The organism is Janthinobacterium sp. 13 (genome assembly GCF_002749695.1).
In the GTDB taxonomy this organism is placed as follows: Bacteria; Pseudomonadota; Gammaproteobacteria; order Burkholderiales; family Burkholderiaceae_D; genus Janthinobacterium; species Janthinobacterium kumbetense.
On record NZ_PEEQ01000001.1, the window covers coordinates 3,658,091 to 3,682,011 of the forward strand.

At 64.3% G+C, this 23,921-nt stretch carries 23 protein-coding genes; 18 read left to right on the forward strand and 5 right to left on the reverse strand.

The genetic code is table 11. The features are described from left to right. The first annotated feature begins 116 nt into the window (after window positions 1–116). Window positions 117–788 carry a carbonate dehydratase gene (gene can / locus CLU94_RS16010; protein ID WP_099666328.1) on the forward strand — a complete coding sequence of 224 codons (672 nt, stop codon included), beginning with the start codon at window positions 117–119 and terminating at the stop codon, window positions 786–788. 21 nt (window positions 789–809) lie between these two features. On the opposite strand, the gene CLU94_RS16015 is transcribed toward can, so the two are convergent. Continuing rightward, the gene (locus CLU94_RS16015) at window positions 810–1,295 is read right to left on the reverse strand and encodes a tetratricopeptide repeat protein (RefSeq protein ID WP_099666329.1); all 486 of its coding nucleotides are present in this window, start codon (window positions 1,293–1,295) and stop codon (window positions 810–812) included. 211 nt (window positions 1,296–1,506) lie between these two features. Between CLU94_RS16015 and CLU94_RS16020 the strand changes: the two genes are divergently transcribed. From CLU94_RS16020 to CLU94_RS16035, 4 genes are read left to right on the forward strand one after another with little or no spacing between them, the layout of a single operon-like run. Next, the gene (locus CLU94_RS16020) at window positions 1,507–2,391 is read left to right on the forward strand and encodes a TauD/TfdA dioxygenase family protein (RefSeq protein WP_099666330.1); all 885 of its coding nucleotides are present in this window, start codon (window positions 1,507–1,509) and stop codon (window positions 2,389–2,391) included. Between the two features lie 32 nt (window positions 2,392–2,423). Beyond that, complete coding sequence (locus CLU94_RS16025) at window positions 2,424–3,437, forward strand: ABC transporter substrate-binding protein (RefSeq protein ID WP_099666331.1); 1,014 nt, start codon at window positions 2,424–2,426, stop codon at window positions 3,435–3,437. 1 nt (window position 3,438) lies between these two features. Continuing rightward, window positions 3,439–4,284, forward strand: coding sequence for an ABC transporter ATP-binding protein (locus CLU94_RS16030; protein WP_099666332.1), 846 nt, complete (start codon window positions 3,439–3,441; stop codon window positions 4,282–4,284). Then, window positions 4,281–5,153, forward strand: coding sequence for an ABC transporter permease (locus CLU94_RS16035; protein WP_099666333.1), 873 nt, complete (start codon window positions 4,281–4,283; stop codon window positions 5,151–5,153). The genes CLU94_RS16030 and CLU94_RS16035 overlap by 4 nt, the downstream gene beginning before the upstream one ends. On the opposite strand, the gene CLU94_RS16040 is transcribed toward CLU94_RS16035, so the two are convergent. Beyond that, on the reverse strand, window positions 5,154–6,041 hold the full coding sequence (locus tag CLU94_RS16040; RefSeq protein WP_099666334.1) for an HTH-type transcriptional regulator ArgP: 888 nt from the start codon (window positions 6,039–6,041) through the stop codon (window positions 5,154–5,156). It abuts the gene before it with no gap. Between the two features lie 144 nt (window positions 6,042–6,185). Between CLU94_RS16040 and CLU94_RS16045 the strand changes: the two genes are divergently transcribed. From CLU94_RS16045 to CLU94_RS16065, 5 genes are all read left to right on the forward strand, one after another. Continuing rightward, a complete protein-coding gene (locus CLU94_RS16045) occupies window positions 6,186–8,648 on the forward strand; it encodes a penicillin-binding protein 1A (protein WP_099666335.1) in 2,463 nt (820 codons plus the stop codon). Window positions 8,649–8,652: 4 nt separating this feature from the next. Then, the gene (locus CLU94_RS16050; RefSeq protein ID WP_099666336.1) at window positions 8,653–9,276 is read left to right on the forward strand and encodes a trimeric intracellular cation channel family protein; all 624 of its coding nucleotides are present in this window, start codon (window positions 8,653–8,655) and stop codon (window positions 9,274–9,276) included. Between the two features lie 96 nt (window positions 9,277–9,372). Then, window positions 9,373–11,253, forward strand: a complete 1,881-nt coding sequence (locus CLU94_RS16055; protein ID WP_099666337.1) for a beta-propeller domain-containing protein — start codon at window positions 9,373–9,375, stop codon at window positions 11,251–11,253. Window positions 11,254–11,302: 49 nt separating this feature from the next. Continuing rightward, window positions 11,303–11,869, forward strand: coding sequence for a sigma-70 family RNA polymerase sigma factor (locus tag CLU94_RS16060; protein ID WP_257218839.1), 567 nt, complete (start codon window positions 11,303–11,305; stop codon window positions 11,867–11,869). Continuing rightward, window positions 11,866–12,663: a hypothetical protein gene (locus CLU94_RS16065; RefSeq protein ID WP_099666338.1), complete on the forward strand. Its 798-nt coding sequence runs from the start codon at window positions 11,866–11,868 to the stop codon at window positions 12,661–12,663. Before CLU94_RS16060 ends, CLU94_RS16065 begins: the two co-directional genes overlap by 4 nt. 6 nt (window positions 12,664–12,669) lie before the next feature. Here the strand turns inward: CLU94_RS16065 and CLU94_RS16070 are convergent, their stop codons facing one another. Further along, window positions 12,670–13,815: an MFS transporter gene (locus CLU94_RS16070; RefSeq protein ID WP_099666339.1), complete on the reverse strand. Its 1,146-nt coding sequence runs from the start codon at window positions 13,813–13,815 to the stop codon at window positions 12,670–12,672. On the opposite strand from CLU94_RS16070, the gene CLU94_RS28410 reads away from it, so the two are divergent. The 8 genes from CLU94_RS28410 (at window position 13,814) to CLU94_RS16105 (ending at window position 22,378) form a co-directional block, all read left to right on the forward strand. Continuing rightward, window positions 13,814–13,966 carry a hypothetical protein gene (locus tag CLU94_RS28410; protein ID WP_180278675.1) on the forward strand — a complete coding sequence of 51 codons (153 nt, stop codon included), beginning with the start codon at window positions 13,814–13,816 and terminating at the stop codon, window positions 13,964–13,966. The genes CLU94_RS16070 and CLU94_RS28410 overlap by 2 nt on opposite strands. A gap of 133 nt (window positions 13,967–14,099) precedes the next feature. Next, window positions 14,100–14,867 carry a gamma-glutamyl-gamma-aminobutyrate hydrolase family protein gene (locus CLU94_RS16075; protein ID WP_099666340.1) on the forward strand — a complete coding sequence of 256 codons (768 nt, stop codon included), beginning with the start codon at window positions 14,100–14,102 and terminating at the stop codon, window positions 14,865–14,867. Between the two features lie 67 nt (window positions 14,868–14,934). After that, the gene (locus CLU94_RS16080) at window positions 14,935–16,305 is read left to right on the forward strand and encodes a glutamine synthetase family protein (protein WP_034788700.1); all 1,371 of its coding nucleotides are present in this window, start codon (window positions 14,935–14,937) and stop codon (window positions 16,303–16,305) included. Window positions 16,306–16,317: 12 nt separating this feature from the next. After that, complete coding sequence (locus tag CLU94_RS16085; protein WP_099666341.1) at window positions 16,318–17,778, forward strand: aspartate aminotransferase family protein; 1,461 nt, start codon at window positions 16,318–16,320, stop codon at window positions 17,776–17,778. 136 nt (window positions 17,779–17,914) lie between these two features. After that, on the forward strand, window positions 17,915–19,063 hold the full coding sequence (locus tag CLU94_RS16090; protein WP_099666342.1) for an ABC transporter ATP-binding protein: 1,149 nt from the start codon (window positions 17,915–17,917) through the stop codon (window positions 19,061–19,063). Window positions 19,064–19,070: 7 nt separating this feature from the next. After that, window positions 19,071–20,012, forward strand: a complete 942-nt coding sequence (locus CLU94_RS16095) for an ABC transporter permease subunit (RefSeq protein ID WP_099666343.1) — start codon at window positions 19,071–19,073, stop codon at window positions 20,010–20,012. Then, the gene (locus CLU94_RS16100; RefSeq protein ID WP_099666344.1) at window positions 20,009–20,854 is read left to right on the forward strand and encodes an ABC transporter permease; all 846 of its coding nucleotides are present in this window, start codon (window positions 20,009–20,011) and stop codon (window positions 20,852–20,854) included. The genes CLU94_RS16095 and CLU94_RS16100 overlap by 4 nt, the downstream gene beginning before the upstream one ends. 36 nt (window positions 20,855–20,890) lie before the next feature. Continuing rightward, entirely contained in the window at window positions 20,891–22,378 is a 1,488-nt protein-coding gene (locus CLU94_RS16105; protein WP_099666345.1) for an aldehyde dehydrogenase, read from the forward strand. Between the two features lie 54 nt (window positions 22,379–22,432). On the opposite strand, the gene panB is transcribed toward CLU94_RS16105, so the two are convergent. Next, window positions 22,433–23,308, reverse strand: coding sequence for a 3-methyl-2-oxobutanoate hydroxymethyltransferase (panB, locus tag CLU94_RS16110; protein ID WP_180278676.1), 876 nt, complete (start codon window positions 23,306–23,308; stop codon window positions 22,433–22,435). A 120-nt stretch (window positions 23,309–23,428) separates the two neighbouring features. Continuing rightward, the gene (folK, locus tag CLU94_RS16115) at window positions 23,429–23,917 is read right to left on the reverse strand and encodes a 2-amino-4-hydroxy-6-hydroxymethyldihydropteridine diphosphokinase (protein WP_099666346.1); all 489 of its coding nucleotides are present in this window, start codon (window positions 23,915–23,917) and stop codon (window positions 23,429–23,431) included. Window positions 23,918–23,921: the final 4 nt, after the last annotated feature.

The following is a 23,921-nucleotide window of genomic DNA, read 5'->3' on the forward strand; positions in this document are numbered from 1 at the left end:
CGGGATGCTGAAACATCCCGGCGTTTTTTTCACCACGACTGAGAAATGTGCGCGCATCGCCGGCCTATGGGCGCGATCTGCCGCCAACTCAGTCGTACGCACACAATGGGAGCGATATGACCGAACCGAAAAATGGCCTGGCCCTGGCGGAACTGCTGCAGCGTAACCGCCGCTGGGCCGACTCGATGGTGGCGAAAGACCCGAACTTCTTCAAGAATCTGGAAGCGCAAACGTCGCCCGAATACCTGTGGATCGGCTGCTCCGACAGCCGCGTGCCCGCCAACGAACTGCTGGGCATGGCGCCTGGCGACGTGTTTGTACACCGTAATATTGCCAATGTGGTCGTGCATTCCGACCTCAATTGCCTGTCCGTCCTGCAATTTGCCGTGGACGTGCTGAAAGTCAAACATGTCATCATCGTCGGCCATTACGGCTGCAAGGGTGTGCATGCGGCCATGACGGGCACGCGCATCGGCCTGGTCGACAACTGGCTGCGCCACGTCCAGGACGTGGGCCAGAAGCACGAGCGCTACCTGGGCGACGTGCTGACCAGCCGCCAGCGCGGCGACCGCCTGTGCGAACTGAACGTGGTGGAACAAGTCTTGAACGTGTGCCAGACCACCATCGTGCAAGATGCGTGGGAACGCGGCCAGGAACTCAGCGTCCATGGCTGGGTCTATGGCTTGAAGGATGGCTTGCTGAACGACCTGGAAGTGACCGTCAAGGCCGGCCACGAGCTGGCGCCGCGCATGGCGGCCCGCCTGGCCCGCTATGAAGCAACGGCGTAAGCCAGCAATGCTGGCGCGGCGCTAAGGTGCCGCGCCTTCCAGGCGGCCCAGGTAGTCGGCCGCCTCCCGCACGCCCTCTTGCGCCGCCTGGCGCAGCCAGGTCTTGGCCTGGGGAATGTCCTGCGGCGTGCCCCGGCCTTCGGCCAGCGCCACGCCATAGTGGTAGCGCGCCAGCCGTGCATAGGCGGCGTCATCATTCGTATGCGCGCCGCGCCGCATCAGCGCCGTCGCCTGCGCCAGGTCCTTGGTCACGCCGATGCCGGTTTCATACAGCTGGGCCAGCCAAATCATCGAATACACATCGTTCCAGCGCCGGATGCAATCTTCAAAGATGGCGACGGCGGCCGCATGGTCGCCCGTCTTGTCGGCCGCATAGCCGTACAAACACTTGATGCGCTTGTCGCTGTGCACATAGGCTTTGTAGCTGAGATCACTTTCACCCTGGCTATCCTGGGCATGGACGGGAACGGTAAACAGCAAGGCGAGCAGCAGGGCGTAGGTGGGCATGGCTTTCCTGGGCTAGGGTTAAAGCTTGATGGATAAGCAAGTTGCGTGCTAGCGCCATTCCCGGGCAAGGCCGGTACTGCTGTGCCAATTCGTGACAGCCGCTGTGGCAGCGTGGCGCAACGCGCCGCGCATATCCATATAGTAAATGCTTCGTTTGCAAGCAAGGCTGGCCGGCATACAGTGGACTTCCCCTGACTCTTGGCGAATTCCCATGTCGGCCGTCCTGAAACCCGCGTTTTCTTCCAGCCCGTTCCGTATCGAGACTTTCGATGCGCCGCTCGGCGCGCAAGTGCTGGGGCTGGACCTGGCGCAGCCGCTGTCGCTGGGCGACTTCCAGCGCCTGCACCACGCCCACCTCGACCATCACGTGCTGGTGTTCCGCGACCAGCGCATCACGCCGCAGCAGCAAGTCGATTTCAGCCGCCGCTTCGGCCCCCTGCAAATCCACGTGCTGCGCCAGTTCCAGCTGCCCACGCAGCCGGAAGTGCTGATCATCTCGAACATCGTCGAGGATGGCCAGCCCATCGGCCTGGGCGACGCGGGCCATTTCTGGCATTCCGACCTGTCGTACAAGGAAGTGCCCAGCCTCGGTTCCATGCTGCACGCGCAAGAGTTGCCGCAGGACGGAGGCGATACCGTGTTTGCCAACATGCACCTGGCGTGGGAAAGCTTGCCGGCCGCGCTGCGCCACGCCGTGCGGGGCGCCCGTGCCGAGCACAGCTATCTGAGCCAGTACGAGGAATTGCGCCGCCGCAACCCATGGCGGCCCGCGCTGACGCAGGCGCAGGTCGATGAAGTCAAACCCGTGACGCACCCCGTCGTGCGCGTGCACCCGGAAACGGGCCGCCGCGCCCTGTTTGTCAGCGAACACTTCACCACGCGCATCGTCGGCTTGCCCGACGATGAAAGCCGCGCTCTGCTCGATGAACTGTTTGCCCACAGCGTGCGCCCGGAGCATTTATATGTGCACCGCTGGCAACCGCACGACCTGGTGTTCTGGGACAACCGCTCGCTGATGCACCTGGCGACGGGCTGCCCGCCCGACCAGCGCCGCAAGCTGTATCGCACGACCATCGAAGGCGATGCGCCGTACTGATTTTGACTGTTGATCTGACCCAAGGAGTGTCCATGTTGTCGATTGTTACCTTTGCCCGCCGCCTGCTCGCCGCCATCGCCCTGCTGTGCATGGCCATGCCCATGGCCCGGGCCGAAGGGCAGATTCGCATCGCGGGCCAGCATGGCATCACCTTCTTGCTGCTCAATATTGCGCAGGAACAAAAGCTGATCGAAAAGCATGGCAAGCAGCAGGGCGTCGATGTCAAGGTCGAGTGGATCACCCTGTCCGGCGGGCCGGCCATCAATGACGCTTTGTTGTCCGGCAATATCGATATCGCGGGGGCTGGGCTGGGGCCGCTGCTGACCATCTGGGACCGCACCAAGGGAAGGCAGAACGTGCGCGGCGTGGCTTCGCTGGGCAATTTCCCCTACTATTTGATCAGCAACAACCCCAAGGTGAAAACCCTGGCGGACTTGACGGACAAGGACCGCATCGCCTTGCCCGCCGTGTCCGTTTCCGTGCAGGCGCGCATCCTGCAGATGGCGGTGGCGAAGCAGTGGGGCGACAAGGAATTTGCCCGCCTCGATAAAATCACGCAAACCCTGCCGCACCCGGACGCGGCCGCCGCCATCATCGCCGGCGGCACGGAGCTGACGGGCCACTTCGGCAATTCGCCGTTCCAGGAACAGGAACTGGCGCAAAACCCGAACGCCCACATCATCCTGAACTCGTACGACGTGCAAGGCGGGCCCAGCTCGTCGACCCTGTTGTATGCGACGGAAAAGTACCGCAAGGACAATCCGAAGACTTACCGCGCCTTCATCGCCGCCTTGGCGGAAGCGGCGCAGTACGCGAGCAGCAATCCGCAGGGCGCGGCCGACATCTATATCAAGGTCAACAAGAGCAAGGTAGACCGCAACCTGCTGCTGAAAATCTTTGCGAATCCGCAAGTGCAATTCAAGATCGCGCCGCAAAACACCCATGGCCTGGCGCAATTTTTGCACCGCGTGAACGCCATCCGCAACCTGCCCGACAGTTGGCGCGATTACTTCTTTGATGACCCTGCCATTACGCAAGGAGGCTGACATGAACGCACCCGCTTTTCACCTGCTACGTCCGCCAGTCGCCTTACAGCCTTTGCTCAGCGTCAAGAATGTCAGCCTGGAATATCGGACCGAACAGCGCACCGTGCGCGCCACGCATGACGTCAGTTTCGACGTGTTCCGCGGCGACCGTTTTGTGCTGCTGGGGCCATCCGGCTGCGGTAAATCGTCCTTGCTGAAAGCCGTGGCCGGCTTCATCGCGCCGCGTGCGGGCAGCATCGCCATGCAGGGCCAGCCCATTCAGAAACCGGGGCCGGACCGCGTCGTCGTATTCCAGGAATTCGACCAGTTGCCGCCATGGAAGACCGTGCTGGAAAACGTCATGTTCCCCTTGCTGGCTAGCAAGCGGCTGGACAAGGTGGCGGCCCGCGAGCGCGCCCATCACTGGATCGCCAAGGTGGGCCTGGCCGGCTTCGAGGATGCCCATCCGCATACCTTGTCGGGCGGCATGAAACAGCGGGTAGCCATCGCCCGCGCCCTGGCCATGCAGCCGGAAGTGCTGCTGATGGACGAGCCGTTTGCCGCCCTCGACGCCTTGACGCGGCGCAAGATGCAGGAAGAGCTGAGCCGCTTGTGGGAAGAGCTGCGTTTTACGCTCGTGTTCGTCACGCATGCGATCGAGGAAGCCTTGGTCGTGGGCAACCGTATCCTGCTGCTGTCGCCCCATCCGGGCCGGGTGCGCGCCGAACTCAACAGTCACCAGTTCGGCCTGCACAGCGCCGGCAGCGCGGAATTCCAGGCCGCCAGCAGCCGCATCCATGGTTTGCTGTTCGATGAGGAAACCGTTGCCGTCCCGCCAGCACAGACCGCGCACAGGGAGGCCGTATGAGCGCGCTGCTGGAACCGCCGATCCGCCAGGAATTCGTCTACGCGGCGCCGCCGCCGGCCGGCGTCACCGTCGAGCGGCCGCTGTCGCGCTGGCAGCGCCTGGGCCAGCATGCGCTATGGCGCAAGGCCTTGATTTTGCTCAGCCTGGCCCTGCTGTGGGAAGGCGCGGCGCGCTGGACGCACAATGATTTATTGTTGCCCGGTTTTCTGCAGACGGCGCAGGCATTCATCGGCGGCATCGCCAGCGGTGAGTTGCTCACGCGTACGGCCGCGTCCCTCGTCGTCTTGCTGCAGGGCTATGCCGTGGGCGTGCTGGCCGCCTTCGTGCTGACTTTGCTGGCCGTGTCCAGCCGCATCGGGCGCGACGTGCTGGAAACCCTGACGGCCATGTTGAATCCCTTGCCGGCCATCGCCCTGTTGCCGCTGGCCTTGCTGTGGTTTGGCCTGGGGCGCGCCAGTTTGATCTTTGTCATCGTTCATTCCGTGATGTGGCCGCTGGCCCTGAACACGTATGCGGGCTTCCAGGGCGTGCCCGAGACCTTGCGCATGGCAGGGCGCAACTATGGGCTGAGTGGCTTGCGCCTGGTGCTGCACATCCTCGTGCCAGGCGCCTTGCCCTCCATCGTCTCGGGCCTCAAGATCGGCTGGGCGTTTGCCTGGCGCACCCTGATCGCGGCCGAGCTGGTATTCGGCACCACGTCGGGACAGGGCGGCCTGGGCTGGTACATCTTCCAGAACCGCAACGAGCTGTACACGGACAAGGTGTTCGCGGGCCTGGCCGCCGTCATCGTCATCGGTCTGCTGGTGGAAAACATCGGCTTTCGCAGCCTGGAGCGTGTGACTCTCAAGCGCTGGGGCATGCAGCGGTAGCTATTTCAGCATGCTGCGCGCCGCCGCGACGATTTGCCGCGACAGCTGCTCCAGGCGTGGCGACTGCACCTTCCACGTGTGCCAGTACAGGGCCACGTCGGCCGGGGTCTTGGGCGTGAGCATTTCCACCAGCTCGCCGTCCGTATTTGCCTTCAGTAACAGCTCGGGCACCATGCCGTAGCCGAGGCCGTAGCGGATGGCGTTGAAGTGCGAGGTGGCGCCCGGCACGTAATGGCAGGGATAGGCCCCTTCGGGCAGCCCCAGCGCCTCTTGCAGGAACGACGACTGCAAGGTGTCCTTGCGCGTGTAGGCGACGACGGGCGCCGTGCGCGCCGCCTTGCGCGTCAGGCCATGCGCGAACCACTGCTGGCGGAATGCCGGCGTGGCCACCAGCCAGTAGCGCATCACGCCCAGCGGTTCGGCCGTGCAGCCGCGCATGGGTTTGGGCTCCGTGCTGATGCAGCCGATCGCCATGCCCGTTTCCAGCAAGGTATACGTGTGGTCCTGGTCTTCCACGGTCAGGTCCAGCAGCACGCGCTCGCGTATCAGCACCTCGGACAGGGCGGGAAAGAACCAGGTGCCCATCGAATCGGCGTTCAGCGCCAGCACCAGGGTCAGCGGGGCATCCTGCTGTACCGCCAGTTCCGCCTGCAAGTCCGCTTCCAGCAGCTTGGCCCGTTTCAGATACTGCATCAGCCGCTGGCCCATGCGCGTGGCGCGCGCCGGACGGCTGCGCACGATCAGCGCATTGCCCAGCTGGCTTTCCAGCGCCCGCACCCGCTGCGAAATGGCGGGCGACGTCAGGTGCAGCCGCAGCGCCGCCTGCTCGAAGCTGCCCGTTTCGACGACGGCGCGGAACGCTTCCGTGTGCTTGGGATTGAGGTCCATGGTGCGCGCCTAACATAAGAAAAATTTATCAATACTAAATAATACTTACTTTTTATAAGGATAGGTGTGTTGCAGTGCACAATGCTTCTTTGATGGAGTGCCGCGCGCCTGCGCGGGGCCTCCTGGCAGCAAAGGAATGACAATATGGAAACGCAAGATACGGCGCAAGACAGCTCGCAGGACAGCGGCAAAAACAGCGCCACGGCGCGCAAGCCGCCATCCAAGCTGGCGCGCAAGCTGAAATTCGGCCTGGGACTGGCCCTGGGCCTGGGCTTGTCCGCAGCCCTGGCGGGCGGCTGGTGGCTGCGCCAGGCGTGGCAGGATTTGCCCGCCGTCGAACACCTGGCGCAATACAAGCCCGCGCTGCCGCTGCGCATTTTCTCCAGCGAAGGCGAGCTGCTGGCCGAATACGGCGAAGAGCGCCGCGAATTCCTGCCTTTGAAGGAGATCCCCCTGCGCATGCGCCAGGCCTTGCTGGCCATCGAGGATGCGCGCTTCTACGAACACGGCGCCGTCGATTTCTATGGCCTCACGCGCGCCACGCTCGCCAACGTCGTCACGGGCCACCACGCGCAGGGCGCCAGCACCATCACCATGCAGGTGGCGCGCGACTTTTTCCTGTCGCGCGAAAAGACCGTGCAGCGCAAGCTGACGGAGATGCTGCTCGCCTACAAGCTGGAACAGCACTACGGCAAGGACAAGCTGCTGGAGCTGTATATGAACCAGATTTACCTGGGCGAACGCTCCTACGGTTTTTCCGCCGCCTCGAACATTTATTTCGACAAGCCGCTGGCCGACGTCAGCATCGCCGAAGCGGCCATGCTGGCCGGCTTGCCGAAGGCCCCATCGGCTTACAACCCTGTCGCCAATCCGCAGCGCGCGACCGTGCGCCAGCACTACATCCTGCAGCGCATGCGCGAACTCGGTTACATCACGCCAGCCGAATACGATGCGGCGGTGGCGGAAAAACTGGCCCTGAACAAGGACCGCAACAGCTCCGTGCACGCGGCCGCGTATGCGGTCGAGGAAGCGCGCCAATTGATCCTGCAAAGCTATCCCGAGGGTGCCTACAGCATGGGCCTGGACGTGACGACGACCATCCGCATGGCGCCACAGCGGGCGGCCGACAAGTCGCTGCGCGATGGTTTATTGAATGCGCAGGCACGGCGCGGCTACCGTGGCCCGGAAGCGCGCCTGGCAGCCTCCGAAGACAGCGTGGCGCGCCAGCTGGCCGCCTATCCGGACAGCGGTGAATTGCGCGCCGCGCTGGTGCGCAAGGTGGAGACGAACGGTATGCGCCAGGTCAAGGCGCAGCTGCGCAATGGCGACGAGATCGTGCTGACGGCATCGGATGCGCGCCTGGGCGGCAAGCTGCAGTGGGATGGCAAGCGCGCCATCGTCGAGGGCAGCGTGATCCGCGTGATGCACGACGCGGCAAAGAACCGCTGGCTGGTGAGCCAGTTGCCCGAGATGGAAGGCGCACTGATTTCCGTCGAGGCGCACAGCGGCGAAATCGTCGCCATGGCGGGCGGCTTCGATTTCTACCGCAACCACTACAACCATGCCATGCAAGCCTACCGCCAGCCCGGTTCCAGCTTCAAGCCCTTCGTGTACTCTGCGGCGCTGGAAAAGGGATATTTCCCCGGCACGGCCGTTGACGATACGCAGCGCCTGCTGCTGCCGCAGGAGACGGGCGCGCAGCCCTGGCGTCCGCGCAATTACGGCAACAACTATGAAGGCTTCATCAGCGTGCGGCGGGGCCTCGTGCGCTCGAAAAACCTCGTGGCCGTCAGCCTGATGCAGGCGGCTGGTCCAGGCTATGTGCAGCACTACGCCACGCGCTTCGGTTTCGAGGGCGCGCGCAATCCCGTCTCCTTGCCGCTGGCGCTGGGCGCGGGCGCCGTCACGCCGCTGCAGCTGGCGCAATCGTATGCCATGTTTGCCAATGGCGGCGTGCAGATGCCGCCGAAATTGATCAAGGAAGTGCGCAGCCGCAGCGGAGAAGTGCTGTTCAGCGATGCGGCGCCACGCGCCAAGGGCGAGCCGGCGCCTGGCACGCAAGTCATCTCCACGCGCAACGCCTACGTCATGGACAGCATGCTGCGCGACGTCGTCAAGAGCGGCACGGGCCGCGGCGCGCTGGCGCTGGGACGCGGCGACGCGGCCGGCAAGACGGGAACATCCAATAACGCGTACGACGCCTGGTTCGCCGGCTATTCCTCGGGCCTCGTCTCCGTCGTCTGGCTCGGCTACGACCAGCCTAAGAGCCTGGGCAACGCCACCGGCGGCACCTTGGCGCTGCCCGTCTGGCGCGATTACATGCAGGTGGCCGTGCAGGGCCGTCGCGAACAGGTGCTGGCCGAACCGGCAGGCCTGGCCCTGCTCGACGGCGATTACGTGTATGCCGAATACCTGGCCGGTGACTGCCTGAAGGATAACTTTGCCTTTATCCACAGCAGCGTCAGCTGCGGCAGCCTGGGTGCGGATACGCGCATGGCGCACGGTGACGCTGGCAACGGCGGCTCCAGCACGGGCACGAACGAGGCGCGCACCCTGAGCGAAGCGCGCGAACGCGAACAAATTCTCAAATCATTTTCGGAAGAGTAAGAGCATGCTGTTATATACGATTTACCTGGTGGCGATTGTCGCCGAAGCGATGTCCGGCGCCATCATGGGCATGCGGCGCGGCATGGATTTGTTCGGCATCTGCATGATCGGCACCGTCACGGCGCTCGGCGGCGGCACGGTGCGCGACGTGCTGCTGGGGCACTATCCGCTGGGCTGGATCGCGCATCCCGAGTACCTGCTGTTTACCATCGGCGCGGCCGTCGTTACGGCCTTTGTCGCGCGCTACCTGCACCATCTGCGCGCCGTCTTCCTGCTGGTCGATGGACTGGGTCTGGTTGCGTTTTGCGTGATCGGCTGCGACATCGCCATGTCGGCCAAGATGCATCCGGCCATCGTCGTGCTGGCGGGGATGATCACGGGCGTTTTCGGCGGCCTGCTGCGCGATATCCTGTGCAACCAGATTCCCCTCGTGCTGCAGCGCGAAGTGTATGCCACCGTGGCCCTGTTTACGGGCAGCCTGTATGTCGGCCTGCTGTACTTCAAGGTCGACAGCTCGGTGGCGCAGCTGGCATCCATCGGCTCCGGTTTCCTGTTCCGCTTCCTGGCGTTGCACTTCGAGTGGCGCCTGCCGAATTTCAATGGTGACCGGATTCGGGGATTTGAATAGGGCGCTGGCTTCCTGAGTATTTTTACGCGCATTTAACCCCTTTTTCTCCGCCGCTGCGTTTCATGTTGGACACCCCAGCCAACCGGAGAAGAAGCGATGTCCAGCGCCCTCAAGATCACATTGATACTGCCCCTGCTGCTGTCGGCGGGCTGCCACGCCGCCGGCACGGCGCCGCGCAAGACCCTGGCGCCGTTTGCCAGCGAGCAAGCCTTGAGCAGCTACCTGCAGCAGTTGCAGGCGCGTCAGGCGGCACTGCAAAGGGAACAGCAGAAACTGCAGGGCGCCACGGCGCAGTACATGTCGGCGCCACCGCCTGCGCCGATGGTGGCGAAAGCCGCGCCGGCAGCGTCGGCAGAAGCGGCGGAATCCGTCACCAATGTGCAGACGGCGGGCGTGGACGAAGGCGGCATCGTCAAGCTGCATGGCAAGCACCTGGTGATGCTCCGGCGCGGCAAGCTGTTCACCGTGCAGGTGGGGGGCAAGGCCCTGCAGCCCGTCGCCTCGCTCGACGCGTTCGCGCCGGGCAGCGACCTTTCCGGCAGCTGGTATGACGAAATGCTGTTCGATGGCGACACGGTGGTGGTGATCGGCTACAGCTACAGCCGGGGCGGCACGGAGATCGGCCTGTTCGACATCGATGGGGACGGCAAGCTGGCCTACCGCGCCACCTACCACTTGCGCTCCAACGACTATTACTCGTCGCGCAACTACGCGAGCCGTTTGATCGGCAGCAAGCTGGTGTTTTACTCGCCCTTGTCGCTGAACTTGCGCCGTGGCGACCCGTTTGGCGGCTTTCCCGCGTTGCGCCGCTGGCGTCCCGACGCCGTGCCATCGGACTTCAAGCGCATCGCCCCAGCCACGCGCATCTACCGCACCGACGAAGCCCCCGAGATGGGCGCCGGCCTGACCCTGCATACGGTCACCGTGTGCGACCTGGCGCAGCGCGACATGCGCTGTGAAGCTACCGCCGTGATGGGACCGCAGGGGCGCGTGTTCTATGTGTCGGGCGAATCCGTCTTTGTCTGGACCACGCGGCGCGGCAGCGACTCGGGCGTGTTCCGCATCCCCCTCGATGGCACGGCGCCCAGCGCCCTGAAGGTGGCCGGCGCACCCGTCGACCAGTTCTCGTTCCTGGAAAGCGCGGATGGCCACCTGAACGTCCTGCTGCGCGCAGAAGGCCAGGGCGACGCCATGTGGGATGGCACGCGTGGCCGAGGCGACATGGCGCTGCTGCGCGTGCCATTGGCGTCGTTTTCCGATGGCCGCGACAGTGCGCCAGCCAGCAGCTACCGGCCGCTGCCCGGTGGTGGCGGCTATGGACTGCAGAATCGCTATGTGGGCGCCTATCTGTTGTACGGTAATCCGGGCAATCCCGGACGCCGCAAGGCGGATCAGGCCTGGCCGCGCCAGCCCCTGTATGCCGTACGCTGGGCCGATGGGGGCAGCGTGCAAGCCTTGTCCCTGCCGCACGGCGTGGAACGCATCGAGGCGCTGGGCGATGACGCCGTGGTGATCGGCGCGCAGGGCAAGGATCTGCACTTCAGCAGCATCCGCCTGGGTGCGCAGGCGGCGGTTGCCATGCGCTATATCCGCGCCGATGCGGCGCAGGGCGAATCGCGCAGCCACGGCTTTTTCTACAAGCCGCAAGCGGCCAGCGAGGGCATGATCGGCCTGCCCATCCTGGGCGGGGACGAGCGGCCAGGCTTGAACAAGTCATCGGCTTCCGTGCTATACCTGCGCAACAGCGGCTTGCAATTGACGGAACTGGGCGCGCTGGCGGCCCGGCCCGGCCAGCCCCCGGACGACGGTTGCCGCGCATCCTGCGTGGACTGGTACGGCAATGCGCGGCCTCTGTTCCTGCAGGGGCGGGTCTTCGCCCTGCTCGGCTATGAATTGGTGGAAGGAGCGCTCAAGGAAGGACAGATCCGCGAAGTGCGCCGCATCAGCTATGCGCCCATTGCGTCCACTTTACGCTGAAGGAGCAGGGAAATTGCCGCTGCCGCGCAGTTCGGCTACACTGTTTCGCATGCCCGACACCCTCATTACCGCGACGGATGAAGACCTGATGCTGCGCTATAGCGCCGGTGACCTGCCGTCGTTTCGCGAATTGTACCGGCGTCATAGCCAGGGACTGTACCGCTTCGTGGCCTGGCGCGCGCCGCGCCGCGCGTGGGTGGACGAGATCGTGCAGGATGCGTGGGCCAGCCTGCATGCGGCGCGCGCCGGCTACCAGCCGCAGGCCGCGTTTCGCACCTATCTGTACCAGATCGCGCGCAACCGCCTGATCGACCTCCTGCGCCAGCGGGAAGGACAGGAACACGATGACGCGGGCGAACTGGCGGACGAGGGCGCATCGCCGCCGCAATCGCTGGAGCAGAAACAGCAGCACGCGCTGCTGCATGCGGCCATCGCCGCGCTGCCGGCCGAGCAAAAGGAAGCGCTGGTGCTGCAGCAGTTCAGCGGCATGAGCATCCTCGAGATCGCCGTGGTGACGGGGGCGGAAGCGGAAACCGTCAAGAGTCGGCTGCGCTACGCCATGCAGAAATTGCGCGCGGGCTTGGACAGCGCCGCTGGCGCGGGAGGACAGGCATGAATACGTACAATCAAGATAGCGACGAACGGCACGACGAGGAATTGAACGCGCTGCTGGCCAGCCTGCCGCAGCCCGCGCCTTCCAGCGCGCTCGACGCGGCCATTCTGGCGGACGCGGAAAAAGCCTTGCAGCAGCCGGCGGCCGCGAACGACAGCGCCGATGGCGTGCTGCGCACCTTGCCGGCCAAGAAAGCACCGGACTACCTGCAGCGCTGGCGCGTTCCGCTGGGACTGGCCGCGGCCGTGCTGTTGACGGTGAACCTGATCGGCGTGGACTGGTTCGGCTCGAAGCCGGCGCAATTTCCCGTGGTCGGGGAGCCGGTCACGCAGGAGGTGATGTCCGAACCGGCCGCTGCGCCCGCGACGGAGTCTGCGCCACCGCCCCCGGCACCGCGCGCCATGGCCAAGGCGGTACCGAGGCCGCCGGTGCAGGTCGAGCCAGTGCCGGCACCCATGTCGGCGCCGGTTCCTGCGCCAGCGCCACCGGCCCCCCCGCCTCCTGCCACGACAATGCCTCAGGCCATGGAGCAGCAAGCGGCCATGCAGGCCGAGGCCAGCATGCAGCGCCAGGCACCCGTGCAGCGGGCGCTGGCCATGCCCGCGCCCGTCGTGGCCCGCTCTGCGCCGATGCCGCCACCGGCAAAGCTCGACGCTTCCGTCTGGCTGGTGAAGATCGACGCCTTGCTCAAGGCGGGCGAAGGGGCGCTGGCGCACGAGGAGTGGACGGCGTTCCGGCAGGCGTATCCCGATTATCCCGTGGCCGAGGAATTGCAGCGGCGCCTGGAAAAGAAGTAGCGGAAGTTAAACGATCCCCTTCCTGCGTTCCCACACGGCGCTGCCCACGAAAATGGCGGCGCATACCCACATCACGGCCGGCAGGGCATTCACGCCCACCGATTGCATCAGGACGCCCGTCAGCAGCGGTCCGCCGCCGCTGGTCACGCCCCAGGTGGCGTTGACGATGGCGCTGGCGCTGGTCAGCGACAGGCCCGTAAAACGCTCGCCGCACGCCACCAGCGCCAGCATGTAGATGCCGCCCGCCGCCGCTCCCAGCAACAGCAGCAAGGTCCACCACAGCCACGGCGTGCCGACGGCGAACGGCAGCAGCGGCAGCAGCAGGCAGACGGCCACGCCGCAGCCCGCATGGACCCTGGCGCGGCCGAAGCGGTCGGCCATCCATCCGAGTGCGAATTGCAGGCCCGTGTCGCCCACCAGCACCACGGTGGCCGACAGCAGGGCCAGGTCCGTGCCGATGCCGTGCTCCATCGCGTACAGGGGCAGCAAGCTCAATGCCAGCGTGTCGAACAGGGCGAAGAAGGCGGCGCCTAGCACGATCATCGGCATGCGCGGCAGGATCAGGGTCCACTTCACGCCATGTTCTTCCGGTTCGCGTTCCGGGCCGCTGTTCGAGATCAGCATCAGGCCCGGCACGGCCAGCAAAAACAGCAGGCCGCAGGCGGCGAAGCTCCAGCTGATCTTGTCGTTGAACAGTGCTACGAGGGCGGGGCCGATCAGCTGGAAAAAGGTAAAACTGGTGGTGTACATGGCCACCACGCGGCCGCGCGAATTATCGGGCGCCAGGCGGTTCACCCACGCCTCGCCGATGGTAAACAGCACGCCCATGGCGCCGCCGAACAGGAAACGCAGCACGCTCCACGCCAGCAGATGGTCGGTGAACTGCATGGCGATCGTCGCCAGCGACGCCACCCAGACGGCGCCCAGCATGGTGGCGCGCGCGCCGAAGCGTCCCACCCAGCGCGAGACGAACGGCGAGGCGGCCAGGATGCCGAGGGCGCTGACGGCCGTGATCATGCCGATGATGTCCGTGCCCACGCCGCGCTGGTGCAGGGTCAGCGCGGTGAGCGGCATGGTGGCGCCCAGGCCCAGGCCCACCACGCCGATGCTCACCACGAGGGCGAAGAAGTCGCGCCATGGCATGTGCTTCATGGCTGCTCCCGCAGGGTGGAACAGGGACTTGGAAAGGCTGGAAAACGGTGTGGATGCATGGGAAAGTAAGAAGACTTTGCCGGTGGCGCTGGTATTTGGCGCCGGACGGGCATATGATGATTTTAACAAAGGCAATATTGCAAAGCCGTAGTGTAGGCGATGTGTGCCGCCGCTGGCCACGGCCATCGGTGTGGCCGCCCCTGCCGGCTCTGCTGTACAGTGAAGCGAGCGGCAGCGCCGTCATGGGCTGTCATTGGATCGTCACGCCAGCGAGGTAGCACTCTATGCGCCGTCCCATCGTTCTCGTCCCCGCCTGCCAGCGCCAGCTTGGCAGCCACATCTGGCACATGGCGCAGGACAAATACCTGCACGCCGTGCTGCGCGGCGCCGGCTGCATGCCGCTGCTGCTGCCCGCCCTGGGTGCGGATGCGGACCTGGAAGCGGCGCTGCACATCGCCGACGGCGTCATGCTGACCGGTTCCGCGTCGAACGTCGACGCGCGCCTGTATGGCGAAGACATCCTGCATCCCGACCTGCCGCAAGACCCCGCGCGCGACGCCACCACCTTGCCCCTGATCCGCGCCGCGCTGGCGCGCCAGCTACCCTTGCTGGCCATCTGCCGCGGCTTCCAGGAAGTCAATGTGGCCCTTGGCGGCAGCCTGCACCAGGCCGTGCACGCCGTGCCGGGCATGCAGGACCACCGGGAGAACGTGCTCGATCCCCTGGGGCGCCAGTATGCGCCCGCGCACCGCATCAAGCTGATGCCCGACGGCCTGCTGTCGCGCCTTCTGGGCGGCGAGAGCGAGATGATGGTCAATTCCCTGCATGGCCAGGGCGTCGCCCGGCTGGCCGACGGCTTGCTGGTGGAAGCCCTGGCCGATGACGGCCTGGTGGAAGCGTATAGCGTGGCCAGCGCCGCCGGTTTTACCCTGGCCGTGCAATGGCACCCGGAGTGGCAGGTGGAAGACAACCCGCAGTCGATGCGGCTATTCGGCGCCTTTGGCCAGGCGTGCCGCGATTTCCAGGAACAGCAGCACAGGAAGAAAGAATGACAGGCGCGCCGCACCAGCACCATGCGGCGCTTAATCAGGAAAAGCGCAAGACCAACGAGAGGGAAACATGGCAATACGCGAAAATTTCACCTATACGGATATGGATTTGTGGCTCAATGAAAAGCGCGTCACGGAAATCGAATGCCTGGTCCCCGATTTGACGGGCGTGGCGCGGGGGAAGATCCTGCCGCGCGGGAAATTCACCCAGGAGCGCGGCATGCGCATCCCGGAAGCGGTGCTGGGCATGACGGTGACGGGCAATTACCCGGTCGACGATGGCGGCTACGACCGCGCTATTTCCAGCACCGACCGCGACATGATCTTGAAGGCCGATCCCACCACCATCACCATGGTGCCGTGGGCCACGGATCCTACTGCGCAAGTCATCCACGACTGCTATTTCGCCGACGGCATGCTGGTTGATTTCGCCCCTCGCTCCGTGTTGCGGCGCGTGCTGAAACTGTATGCGGACAAGGGCTGGAAACCCGTGGTGGCGCCGGAACTGGAGTTCTACCTGACGGCGAAAAACACGGACCCGGACCTGCCCTTGAAGCCGCCCATCGGCCGCAGCGGCAGGGCCGAGACGAGCCGCCAGGTGTACAGCATCGACGCCGTCAACGAGTTCGATCCCCTGTTCGAGGATATCTACGATTACTGCGAATTGATGAACCTTGACGTCGATACGCTGATCCACGAGATCGGCGCGGGACAAATGGAAATCAACTTTCTGCACGGCGATCCGCTTGGCCTGGCCGACAAGGTGTTTTTCTTCAAGCGCACCCTGCGTGAAGCGGCCCTGAAACACGATATGTACGCCACCTTCATGGCCAAGCCGATGGCGGGTGAACCGGGTTCCGCCATGCACGTGCACCAGAGCGTCGTCGATGCGAAGACGGGCCTGAACATCTTCAGCAACGAGGACGGTTCGGCCGCGCCCATCTTCAAGCATTACATCGCGGGCCTGCAGCGCTACATGCCGTCGGCCATGGCCATCGTCGCGCCCTACGTGAATTCCTACCGCCGCATCGTGCGCCATACGGCCGCGCCGATCAACATCCAGTGGGGCCTGGACAACCGCACGGTGGGCTTCCGCGTGCCCGAGTCGGGCGTGCAGGACCGGCGCGTGGAAAACCGCATCATCGGCGCCGACGCGAATCCCTACCTGGCCCTGGCCGTCACGCTGGCCTGCGGCTATCTCGGCATGACGGAGCAGCTGGAAGCGACGCCGATGATGGTGGGCAGCGCCTATGACATGAAGTTCGAACTGCCGCAAGGCTTGCCCGAAGCCCTGCAGCTGCTGCGCGCGGAAGACAAGCTGCGCACGGTGCTGGGCGAGCGCTTCATCGACGTGTATGCGGCCATCAAGGACCTGGAGCACCAGGAGTTCATGACCGTCATCAGCCCCTGGGAGCGCGAGCATCTTCTGCTCCACGTTTAAGAAAGGATCGCAATGAGTACAACAAACAATCCGCTGGCGCCGAGCTCCGCCCTGGTCGCCTCCGTGGCGCAGAAAAACGCGGCGCCGCAGGTGTATGACACGGCCGCCATCCAGCAGATGGACTCGGCCCACTACCTGCATCCATTCACCGATTTCCAGGACCTGGCAAGCAAGGGCGCCAGGGTGATGGTGCGCGGCGACGGCGTCTACCTGTGGGATAGCCAGGGCAAGAAGATCGTCGACGGCATGTCGGGCCTGTGGTGCGTCAACGTGGGCTACGGCCGCACGTCGATCTCGCAAGCCGTGTACCGGCAGATGGAGACGCTGCCGTTCTATAACAGCTTCTTTGGCACGACCAACGTGCCGGCCGCGCAGCTGGCCGCCAAGCTGGCGCAAATATCGCCGCCGCATTTCCAACACGTGTTCTTCACCAGCTCCGGCTCCGAGGGCAATGACACGAATTTGCGCATGGTGCGCCGCTACTGGGACATTCTTGGCCACAAGGAGCGCCACACCATCATCAGCCGCCATAACGCGTATCACGGCAGCACGGTGGCAGGAGCGTCGCTGGGCGGCATGGATGGCATGCATGCGCAGGGCGGTTTGCCCATCCCTGGTATCGCGCATATCGGCCAGCCGAATTACCTGGAATCGGGTCACGGCTTGAGTCCCGAGGAATTCGGTATCAAGGCGGCCGGCTGGCTGGAGGAAAAAATCCTGGAAATCGGCGCGGACAAGGTGGCCGCCTTCATCGGCGAACCGGTACAGGGCGCCGGCGGCGTCATCATCCCGCCATCGACCTACTGGCCCGAGATCCAGCGCATCTGCGATAAGTACGGCATTTTGCTCATCGCCGATGAAGTCATCTGCGGATTCGGCCGCCTGGGGCGCTGGTTCGGCTCCGAACTGTTCGGCATCAAGCCCGACCTGATCACCTTTGCCAAGGGTGTCACCTCGGGCTATGTGCCGCTGGGCGGCGTGCTGGTGGGGGACAGGGTGGCCAAGGTGCTGATCGAACAGGGCGGCGAATTCACGCACGGTTTCACGTATTCAGGCCACCCCGTGGCCTGCGCGGCCGCGCTGGAAAATATCCGCATCATCGAGGACGAGCAACTGGTGGCCAAGGTAGCTGAGGATACGGGACCGTACCTGAAACAGTGCTTTGCCAGCCTGGGCGAACATCCGCTGGTCGGTTATGCGGACAGCTGCGGCCTGGTCGCGGGCCTGAACCTGGTGCGCAAGAAGGGCGCCAGCGTGCACGAGAATGAACTGTTCGACGAGAACCAGGGCGTGGGCATGATCTGCCGCGGCCACATGTTCGACAACGGCGTCATCATGCGCGCCGTGGGCGAACGCATGATCGTCGCCCCGCCGCTGGTGATGACGCGCGCGCAGATCGATGAAATGGTGGGCTTGATACGCGTGTGCCTGGACAAGACCCATGCGGAGGTGCAGGCGAAGGGCTGGGTGTAGGTTTTTCCCCATTTTGCCGCCATCTGCGCATTTTTTGGACCAGAATCGCGGCAGTTCCGCTAAACTTCCATCCTGGCCGCTCTTTGTAGCGGCCAGTTTTTCATTTTGACACCCTCTTACCCAGAAGCTACCCACAATGACGATAGCAACACCCGCCGCGTCGGCCAGCGACGCCCCAGCGCCTTTCTTGCTGATTGATCAACTGGTCAAGGAATTCGATGGAGTGCGCGCCGTCAATGATATTTCCGTGACGATCAACAAGGGCGAGATATTCGCCCTGCTCGGCAGTTCAGGTTGCGGCAAGTCGACCCTGCTGCGCATGCTGGCCGGTTTCGAGACGCCGACGTCGGGCCGCATCGCTTTGGCGGGCAACAGCATCGTCGATGTGCCGCCGCACCAGCGTCCTATCAACATGATGTTCCAGTCGTACGCGCTGTTCCCCCATTTGTCCGTGTGGGACAACATCGCCTTCGGCCTGCGCCGCGACGGCTTGCCGAAAGCGGAAGTGGCGGCGCGCGTCGAACAGATGCTGGCGCTGGTGCAGCTGGGCCAATATGCGAAGCGTAAGCCGCACCAGCTGTCTGGCGGCCAGCAGCAGCGTGTGGCGCTGGCGCGCAGCCTTGCCAAGCGGCCGCAATTGCTGTTGCTCGACGAGCCGCTGGGCGCGCTGGATAAAAAACTGCGCGAGCGCACGCAGATGGAACTGGTCAACATCATCGAGCAGGTGGGCGTCACCTGCGTGATGGTCACGCATGATCAGGACGAGGCCATGAGCATGGCCACGCGCATCGCCGTCATGAGCGAAGGACGCATCCTGCAGGTGGGCGCGCCAGGTGAAATCTATGAAACGCCGAACTGTCGTTTCGTCGCCGACTTCATCGGCAGCGTGAACCTGTTCGATGGCAGCATCACGCAGGATGAACCCGATCATGTGGTGATCGCCACGCCCGATGGCGAGCACTATGTCTCGCACGGCATTACGGGCACCCTGGGCATGGACGTCTCGGTGGCCGTGCGCCCCGAAAAAATCGGCATCCAGATCGAGCCACCTGCCTTGCACGAGCGCGCGTCGCCGGCGGAACACGGCTACAACTGCGCCCAGGGCGTGATCGTCGCCATGGCGTATTTTGGCAATGAAACCAGCTACCACGTGCGCCTCGACAGCGGCACGGTGGTGAAAGTCTCGCGCACCAACGCGGCCCGCCACGATGTCTCGCGCCTCGAGCGCGAGCAGCGCGTGTGGGTATGGTGGGATGGCGCCGACATCGTCGTGCTGACCAGCTGAGGCCATCATGACGCCTATTCTGCAATTGCTGCGCAATCTCGTCACCCTGCGCTGGATAACGGGGAAAAATGCGGGCCGCAACGCCGTCATCGCCGTGCCATCTCTATTCCTGGCGGCAGCCTTCCTCGTGCCTTTCCTGATCGTGCTGCGTATCAGCCTGTCCGACATGGACACGGCGGGCAGCCCCTTCGGCGGCCTGCTGTCGTATGTCGACGGCATCGTCGTGCTGAAGGTCAAAATCGCCAACTACCTGTTCATCGCCGCCGATGAACTGTATCTGCTCACCTATCTCAGTTCATTGAAATACGCGGCCATCACCACCGCCATCTGCCTCTTCATCGGCTACCCGTTCGCCTACTTCATGGCGCGCGCCAGGCCATCCATCCGCCCCGTGCTGATGATGCTGGTGATGCTGCCGTTCTGGACTTCCTTTTTGCTGCGCGTGTATGCGTGGAAGGGCATCCTGGCCAACCACGGTTTGCTCAACGACTTGCTGATCGCGCTGGGCGTGGTAAGCGAACCGCTGCACATGATGAACACCTCGTTTTCGCTGGTAGTGGGCATGGTGTACGCCTATTTGCCCTTCATGATTTTGCCCCTGTACGCGAACCTGGTGAAAATGGATATGCGCTTCCTGGAAGCGGCGGCCGACCTGGGCGCCACGCCCTTGCAGGCGTTCTGGCGCATCACCGTGCCCCTGTCGAAATCGGGCATCATCGCCGGCGCCATGCTGGTGTTCATCCCGTCCGTGGGCGAATACGTGATTCCCGAGCTGCTGGGCGGTCCGGAAACCCTGATGATCGGCCGCGTGCTGTGGGATGAATATTTCACGAACAACGACTGGGCCATGGCTTCATCGGTGACGGTGCTGGTGGTCCTGCTGATCCTCGTGCCGATGGCGATTTTTAACAAATACAAGACCGACCAGGACGCGGAGGAGCGCACATGAACGGACGTAATTTCCTGCAGCGCTGGTTCGGGCGCGGCTGGCTCTCGCTCGGCTATCTGTTCCTCTACCTGCCCATCATTGTGCTGATCGTCTTTTCGTTCAACAGCTCGCGCCAGGACATGGTGTGGAGCGGCTTTTCGCTGCGCTGGTACAGCGAATTGATGAGCGATACGGAAATCATCTCGGGCTTCGGTTTGTCCCTAAAGATAGCCTTCATGTCGGCCACATCGTCCGTCATCCTCGGCACGTTTGCAGCCTTCGCCTTGACCAGCTACCAGCGTTTCCGTGGCCGCACGGTGTTTTCCGCCATGGTCAGCGCGCCTTTGGTGATGCCGGAAGTGATCATCGGCCTGTCCCTGCTGCTGATGCTGGTGTCCATGCAAAAGGTCTTCGGTTTCCCCGAACGTGGCGTGCTGACCATCTGGCTCGGCCACACCCTGCTGGGCATGGCGTATGCGGCCGTGGTGGTGCAGTCGCGCCTGCAGGAGATGAGTAAATCCCTGGCCGAAGCGGCCATGGACCTGGGCTGCCGCGCGCACCAGGTGTTCTTCCTCGTGACCCTGCCGAACATCACGCAGGCCCTGGCATCGGCCTGGCTGCTGACGTTTACCCTGTCGCTCGATGACGTGGTGCTGTCAGCTTTCCTGTCCGGCCCCGGTTCGACGACGATGCCGCTGGTGATCTTCTCGCGCGCGCGCCTCGGGCTCGATCCGCGCGTGAACGCCATCGCCGCGCTGACCATCCTGGTGGTGACGCTTGCCGTGATCGCGTATGCGGTGATGCTGGCGCGCGCCGACCGCAGACGTCGCAAGCAACTGTCTGCGGCGTATTTGGCGGACTAGGAGTAAGCTGGCGTTTTCATCTTGCAGGAGACGACCATGACGGAAAACACCAGCTGGCACGCACGTGCCGCAGAGATCAAGATCGATGGCCGCGCCGTCATCAATGGCGAGCGGGTTGCGGCCAGGTCCGGCCAGACGTTCGACAATCTGTCGCCCATCGATGGGCGTTTGCTGGGACAGGTGGCGCGCTGCGATGGCGCGGACGTGGATGCGGCCGTGCAGGCCGCTCGTGCTGCTTTTGACGACCGCCGCTGGGCAGGAAAATCGCCTGCGCAGCGCAAGCGTGTGCTGATCAAGTTCGCCGACCTGGTGCAGAAATATGGTCCCGAACTGGCCTTGCTGGAAACCCTGGACATGGGTAAACCGATCAAATACAGCCAGAGCGTGGACGTGGGAGCTACGGCCAACTGCCTGCGTTGGTATGGCGAAGCGATCGACAAGGTCTACGATGAAATCGCCCCCACCCCTGCCAACAGCCTGGCCCTGATCACGCGCGAACCGGTGGGTGTCGTCGCCGCCATCGTGCCGTGGAATTACCCGATGATCATGGCCGCCTGGAAGATCGCGCCCGCGCTCGCCGCCGGCAACAGCGTGATATTGAAACCGTCCGAAAAATCGCCGCTGACGGCCCTGCGCCTGGCCGACATCGCGCTGGAAGCGGGCGTGCCTGTGGGAGTGTTCAACGTGCTGCCCGGCTACGGCCACGAGGCGGGCGCCGCGCTGGCCCTGCACATGGATGTCGATTGCATCGGTTTTACGGGTTCCACGCGCACGGGAAAATTAATCGTGCAGATGGCGGGCCAGTCGAATCTGAAACGGGCGTGGACGGAACTGGGCGGCAAGTCCGCCAACATCGTTTGCGCCGATTGTCCTGACCTGGACAAGGCCGTGGCGGCCGCCGTCGGCTCCATCTTTTTCAACCAGGGCGAAAGCTGCAATGCGCCCTCGCGTTTGTTCGTGGAAGAATCGATCAAGGACGAATTCATGGCCAAGGCATTGGCTATGCTGCCCCGCTTTCAGCCGGGCGACCCGCTCGATGAAGCCACCGTCATGGGGGCCATCGTCGACGCCACGCAGATGAAGACCGTGATGGACTATATCGCTTCCGGCAAGCAGGAAGGCGCGCAGCTGCTGGGCGGCGGCGAGGCCGTGCGCCTTGATACGGGGGGCTACTATGTGCAGCCCACCGTCTTCGGCGTGGACGCCGGCATGACGATCGCGCGCGAAGAGATATTCGGGCCCGTCTTGTCCGTGCTGGGCTTTACGGATATTGCCGAGGCGGTGAAACAGGCCAACGCCACGCCGTACGGCTTGCAGGCGGCCGTGTGGACATCAGACATCACCAAGGCCATTCAGACGGCGCGCGCCCTGCGCGCGGGCACCGTGCACGTCAACCAGTACGATGGCGACGACATCACCGTGCCGTTCGGCGGCTACAAGCAGTCGGGCAATGGGCGCGACAAGTCGCTGCACGCGCTGGACAAGTACACGGAGTTGAAGACGACGTGGATACAGGTGGGGTAAAGCGAAGCGCTGTCGGCTTGGAGCGCAGCGCGCAAGCCGACAGGCGGAATGACATCAGAAGCAGTGTTCCAGCGCCGGGAAGCTGCCATCCTTGACTGCTTTCACGTAACCGATGACGGCGTCGTCGATGCTGGCCGCGCCTTCCATGAAGTTGCGCACGAAGCGTGCCTTGCGGCCTGGGAAGACGCCCAGCATGTCGTGCATGACGAGGACCTGGCCCGAGCAATCGGGACCGGCGCCGATGCCGATCGTGGGGATCGTCAGCATCTCGGTCACTTCCTTGCCCAGTTGCGACGGCATCGCTTCCATCAGCACGATGGCGGCGCCCGCGTTTTGCAGCGTCAGCGCGTCGTTCTTCAGCTCCGTGGCGCTTTCCGTGCTCTTGCCCTGCACTTTATAGCCGCCCAGCTGGTGCACGAATTGCGGCGTCAGGCCGATGTGGGCGCAGATGGGGATGCCGCGCTCGGTGAGGAAACGGACGATCTCGGCCAGCCAGGCGCCGCCCTCGATCTTGATCATGTGCGCGCCAGCCTGCATCAGGATGACGGCGTTGGCATAGGCTGTCTCGGGCGTGCCATAGGCGCCGAACGGCAGGTCGGCGAGGATCATGGCCGACTTGCTGCCGCGCGCCACGGATGCCGTGTGGTAGGCCAGTTCGGCCACGGTGACGGGCAGGGTGGAGCTGTGGCCATTGCAGACCATGCCGAGCGAATCGCCGATCAGCAGGATTTCCACGCCGCAGCGGTCCATCAGGGACGCGAAGCTGGCGTCATAGCAGGTCAGCATGGTGATCTTCTCGCCGGCGGCGCGCAGCGTGGCCAGCGTATGGATGGTCACGGCCTTGTTGGCGACAGGCTTGGATGGCGCCGGTGCCGGTGCGGCGGCCTTGTCTTTGGCTGCCAGATCTGTTCCTTGCAAATAAGCGGACATAGGTATTCTCTAGAGTGAAAGGGGGTGATGCGATTGCGACGCCGCTAGTGTAGTACTTTATGCGGCGCGCTGCAGGAGCGGCATTGTAGAGGATGGGAGCGAGATGGGGCAGAGGCGGGGTCAGAGCTGGCTGATGGCCTGGTCGGCCACGCTTGCCAGGTAGTCCTGCGCCGGCCCCAGGCCGGGCACGGCGATGGCGGGTGCCAGGGCCAGCAGCGGCACCAGCACGAAGGCGCGCTCGGTGAGGCGCGGATGCGGCACCGTCAGGGTGGCGCTGGCGATCTGCTCGTCGCCGTACAGCAGCAAGTCCAGGTCCAGCGTGCGCGGGGCGTTGCGGTAGGGCCGTTCGCGCCCGTGCGCCGCTTCGATGGCGTGCAGGGCCAGCAGCAGTTCCTCTGCCGGCACGGTGGTGCTGATGCGCGCCACGGCGTTGATGTAGTCGTCGCCGCTCGAATCGATGGGCGCCGTGCGGTAGCTGGCCGAGGCGTCCAGCAAGCTGGCGCCGGGCAGGCGCGCCAGGCGCGCAAGCGCATCCTGCACGTTGGCGCGCGCGTCGCCCAGGTTCGCCCCGATGCCGATATAAGCGATAACTGCCGTTGCTGTCTGCATGGCT